This window comes from Micromonospora sp. NPDC049257, from assembly GCF_040678915.1.
Lineage (GTDB): Bacteria > Actinomycetota > Actinomycetes > Mycobacteriales > Micromonosporaceae > Micromonospora > Micromonospora antibiotica.
This window is the reverse complement of the sequence record NZ_JBFAQU010000028.1, coordinates 72,737-77,158: the sequence shown is the minus strand read 5'-3', so window position 1 is coordinate 77,158 and position 4,422 is coordinate 72,737. Positions and strand designations below refer to the sequence as shown.

At 75.8% G+C, this 4,422-nt stretch carries 5 protein-coding genes; all 5 read left to right on the top strand.

Annotated elements, in window-relative coordinates; translation table 11 throughout:
• Positions 1–217 precede the first annotated feature (217 nt).
• The 5 genes from AB0K25_RS27610 to AB0K25_RS27590 all read left to right on the top strand — a co-directional run bounded on the left by AB0K25_RS27610 (position 218) and on the right by AB0K25_RS27590 (position 4,269).
• Positions 218–883, top strand: a complete 666-nt coding sequence (locus tag AB0K25_RS27610; RefSeq protein ID WP_219468528.1) for a response regulator transcription factor — start codon at positions 218–220, stop codon at positions 881–883.
• A gap of 341 nt (positions 884–1,224) precedes the next feature.
• Positions 1,225–1,800, top strand: coding sequence for a CinA family protein (locus AB0K25_RS27605; RefSeq protein ID WP_219468530.1), 576 nt, complete (start codon positions 1,225–1,227; stop codon positions 1,798–1,800).
• Positions 1,801–1,965: 165 nt separating this feature from the next.
• Positions 1,966–2,400: a helix-turn-helix transcriptional regulator gene (locus AB0K25_RS27600; protein ID WP_208569339.1), complete on the top strand. Its 435-nt coding sequence runs from the start codon at positions 1,966–1,968 to the stop codon at positions 2,398–2,400.
• Positions 2,401–2,584: 184 nt separating this feature from the next.
• Positions 2,585–3,457, top strand: a complete 873-nt coding sequence (locus AB0K25_RS27595; RefSeq protein ID WP_208569340.1) for a PspA/IM30 family protein — start codon at positions 2,585–2,587, stop codon at positions 3,455–3,457.
• Positions 3,458–3,480: 23 nt separating this feature from the next.
• The gene (locus AB0K25_RS27590) at positions 3,481–4,269 is read left to right on the top strand and encodes a hypothetical protein (RefSeq protein WP_219468538.1); all 789 of its coding nucleotides are present in this window, start codon (positions 3,481–3,483) and stop codon (positions 4,267–4,269) included.
• The last annotated feature ends 153 nt before the right edge of the window (positions 4,270–4,422 follow it).

The following is a 4,422-nucleotide window of genomic DNA, read 5'->3' as shown; positions in this document are numbered from 1 at the left end:
TCCCACCCCCCGACACCCCCCCCGCCCCCGCCCCCACCCCACCCGCCCCCGCCCCGCCCACCCCCACCCCGCCTGCCCCCGGTGATCAAGAGGTTTGCGTCAGAATTCGCCCGGAGGATGACGCGAACCTCTTGATCACCGCGAGCGGGCCGGATCCGGAGCGGGGCGGGGCGGGTGGGGGTCGGGGGGAGGAAGGCTCGGCGGGAGGGGGAGGGCAGTGACGGGAGACGGGGCTCGTGGCGGGGCGGTGCGGGTGCTGGTCGTGGACGACCACCCGGTGGTCCGCCGTGGCCTGCGCACCATGCTGGAGGGCGAGACCTGGGTCGACGGCGTCGTGGAGGCGGCCACCTGTGCCGAGGCGGTCAGCATCGCGCTGACCGAGCCGGTGGGGGTGGTCGCGATGGACGTGGCGCTGCCCGACGGCGACGGCGTGGAGGCGACCCGCCGGATCGTGCAGGCCCGACCGGAGACCCGGGTGCTGATGGTGACCATGTCCGACGACGAGGACGTGGTCAGCCGGTCGCTGCGGGCCGGTGCCCGGGGTTACGTGCTCAAGGACACCGACCCGGACGTGATCGTCGACGCGCTGCGTACGGTGGCCGGCGGCGGGCTCGTCCTCGGCCCCCGGATCGGCCCACAGGTGCTGACCAGCCTGCGCCGCCAGCCGGTCGAGCTGCCGCCCCCGTTCGACCGGCTCACCCCCCGGGAACGGGACATCCTGCGCCGGCTGGCCGCCGGTGACACCAACGCCCGGATCGCCCGGCACTTCGGGCTGAGCGAGAAGACGGTCCGCAACCAGCTCTCGGCGGTCTTCGCCAAGCTCGGCGTCGCCGACCGGGTCCAGGCCGCCCTGCTGGCCCGGGACGCCGGCCTCACCGGCTGACCTGCCCGGTCCCGGGTGGCCCGCCGGCCTCACCGGCTGACCTGCCCGATCCCGGGTGGCCCGCCGGCCTCACCGGGTGGCCCGCCGGCCTCACCGGGTGACCCGCCAGGTTCCGGCTGACCCGCCGGCCCCGGCTGGCCTGCCCACCCCGGCGGACCTGCCCACCCCGGCGGACCCGCCAGCCTCGGCGGACCTGCCCGTCCGGCTGCCCCGCCAGCCCCGGCCGACCCGCCCACCCAGGCGGGCCGTCGGCACGGGCACCGGCACCGGCACCGGCACCGGCAGCGATGATCAGGCGGGAGAGCATGAGTAGCGGGATGACCTCGGGGAAGGAGGACGGCATGGGGACCGATGCGAAGCACGAGCAACCGGTGGGCAGCCCTGCGGCGGGTGTGGTGCACAGCCTGCGTGAGCGGCAGCAGACCCTGGCCACCGTCGAGTCCCTGACCGGCGGGCTGCTGGCCGCCGCGATCGTGGACGTCGCCGGAGCCAGCGCCGTCTACCGGGGTGGACTGGTGACGTACGCCACGCAGTTGAAGGCGGAGTTGGCCGACGTACCCGAGGAGTTGCTGGCCGAACGCGGGCCGGTCGATCCGGACGTGGCCATCGCCCTGGCCGAGGGGGGTCGGCGGCGCTGCGCCACCGACTGGGGGTTGGCCACCACCGGGGTGGCCGGTCCCGAGCCGCAGGACGGCAGACCGGTCGGCCTGGTCTATGTCGCGGTGGCCGGCCCGGGTGGCCCGGTGGTCCGTCGGCTGGACCTCGACGGGGGGCGGGAGCACATCCGGGCGGCCACGGTGATCGAGGCGTTACGCCTGGTGGCGGCGCGGATCCACCGGGCCTTCCCGGAAGCCGGGCCGGGCCCGCGCACCGGGCCGACGGCCACCGTCCCCCCGGCCGGCGCGGGTCGTCGCTGACCAGCCTTGTCCAGATCCGACAGCCGGGGTGGGATGTCGCCGGGCCCACCAACGGGTACGGTTGCGGGAAGGCTCCGGCGTACGGCGTCGGCGGCGGCGCGGTCCACCGCGTCCGGCGCGGGCGACCATCCGCCCGGAGAGTGAATCCCGTCAGGGGGAGGTGCGATGGTCCTGCTACGCCGGGTGATCGGTGACGCACTTCGGGCGCGCCGCCAGGGTCAGCACCGCACCCTGCGCGAGGTCTCCACCGCCGCCAACGTCAGCCTCGGTTACCTGTCCGAGATCGAGCGCGGCCAGAAGGAACCCTCAAGCGAGCTGCTCGCCGCCATCTGTGACGCGCTCGGTGCCCGCCTGTCCGAGTTGTTGCGCGAGGTGAGCGACACCGTCGCGCTCGCCGAGCAGTTGCCGGGCGTGCTCATGCCGGTGCAGGACGACCCGGCCGCCGCCGGGAGTGTGCGCAAGGCCACCGGCCGGGGCGTGCGTCAGGTGACCACCGACGGCGCGGTCGCCGTCTCGGTCCGCCAGGACTCCCCGCTGAAGGCCACCCTGCGTAGCTCCCGGGTCCGTCCCAGCGACCGTGACGTGGTCTGCGCCGCCTGACCCCCGTCCGGTCCCGTGGCCGGGGTGGCCGACGCCGCGTAGTGTTGATCGCAGGTCGCCGGAGCACTCCCGCAGCCCGAACGACCCTGTTGGCGTCGGGCTGCGACGATGGGGCGCTCCGTGCGGCCCGTCCGGCCCCGGTGTGGCCGGGGCGCAGCGACGCTACTGAGGGGATACCGCGGAGATGGCGAACCCGTTCGTCAAGGGCTGGAAGTACCTGATGGCGCTCTTCGGTGCCAAGATCGACGAGCACGCCGATCCCAAGGTGCAGATCCAGCAGGCCATCGAGGACGCGCAGCGTCAACACCAGGCGCTGGTCCAGCAGGCGGCGGCGGTGATCGGCAACCAGCGGCAGCTGGAGATGAAGCTCTCCCGGCAGATGACCGAGGTCGAGCGGCTCCAGGGCAACGCCCGGCAGGCACTGGTCCTCGCCGACCAGTCCCGGGCCAAGGGCGACGAGGTCGAGGCCGGTCGCTACGAGCAGTCCGCCCAGGTGCTCGCCACCCAGCTGGTCTCGGCCGAGCAGGCCACCGAGGACCTCAAGACCCTGCACGACCAGGCGCTCGGTGCCGCCGCCCAGGCCCGGCGCGCGGTCGAGAACAACTCCATGATCCTCCAGCAGAAGCTCGCCGAACGGACCAAGCTGCTCAGCCAGCTCGAACAGGCCAAGATGCAGGAGAGCGTGGCCCGTTCGCTGGAGTCGATGTCCTCGATGACCGCGCCGACCAACACCCCCTCGCTGGACGAGGTGCGCGACCGCATCGAGCGCCGCTACGCCAACGCGATGGGCCGTGCCGAGCTGGCCGGCAACTCCGTCGAGGGGCGGATGTTGGAGATCCAGAAGTCGACCCTGGACAGCGCCGGTTCTTCCCGGCTGGAGCAGATCCGGGCCAGCATGGCCGGTGACCAGCTCGGTGGCCGGCAGGAGCAGCCGGCGGTGCAGCAGCAGGCCCAGCCGGCCGCCCCGACGGCCGACCCGGCCGCCGCCGCCCGGCTGGACGAGATCCGGGCCAGCATGGGCCGCGACCGCGGCGTGGGGGACACCACCGCCGGCTGAGCGGCCGGCACGAGGAGGTACGGGTGGCCGACGAGCGAACGCGACACTTCCGTCGACTGGGCCGGCTGCGGCGCTCCGCCCGCCGGTGGAGCGTCCTGGCCGGTGGGCTCACCGGCACGGCGGCGGTGCTGACCCCGTACGCCGGACTGGGGTTGCCCGATGCGGCCTGGGCCGGTGCCGCGGGTAGCGCCGTCGCGCTGGCCGCCTGGCGCTGGATCGACCTGCGGGCGTTCGCCGCCCGCCCGGTCCCACCCGCCCTCGACCCGGCCGAGGCCGCCGCCCGGTCCCGGGCCCGACTGGTCGCCGCCGTCGAACGCCTCCCGGTCGGCCCCGGTGTGCTGGCCGAGGCCCGCCGGTTCCGCTCCCGGTTCGCGTTGCGCGGCACCTCCGCCGCCGAGTCCTGGGCGCGGCTGGACCGGGCCGCGCTCGCCCTGGCCGGGATCGCGCCCCGGCTGACCGGCCTGGCGGAGCCGGCGGTGCTGGAGGCGGCAGCCGCCGACCGGTCGCTGCGGGACCTGGCCGACCGGACGGCCGGCGTGGAACGCGCCCTGCGGCTGGCCCCGCCCGAGGCCCGGCCCCGGCTCGCCGAGGCCCACCGGGCCCTGCGGGACCAGTTGGTCGACGGGGTGACCGCCTACGAGGGGCTGGTCGCCGCCGCCGCCGGCTACGTCGCCGAGGACGCCCAACCGGAGGTCGTCGCCGACCCGGCCGCCGCCCGGCTGATGGAGGCGACCGATCTGTTGCACGGCGTCGCCGCCGCCCTGGCCGAACTACGCACCGTCGGCGAACCCCTGCGCACCCCCACCCGCTGAACCGACCACCGGCTGGGCCGGGGCGTCCGCTGGCCGACCACCGGCTGGGCCCGGCTGCCCGCCCGGGCGGGCAGCCGGCCCCCGCCCCCCGGGCCGCGGGCGCCCCCGGCCCCGGGATGGCGCGTCTGGGCTACGGCCGGTGGGGGGGGCAAC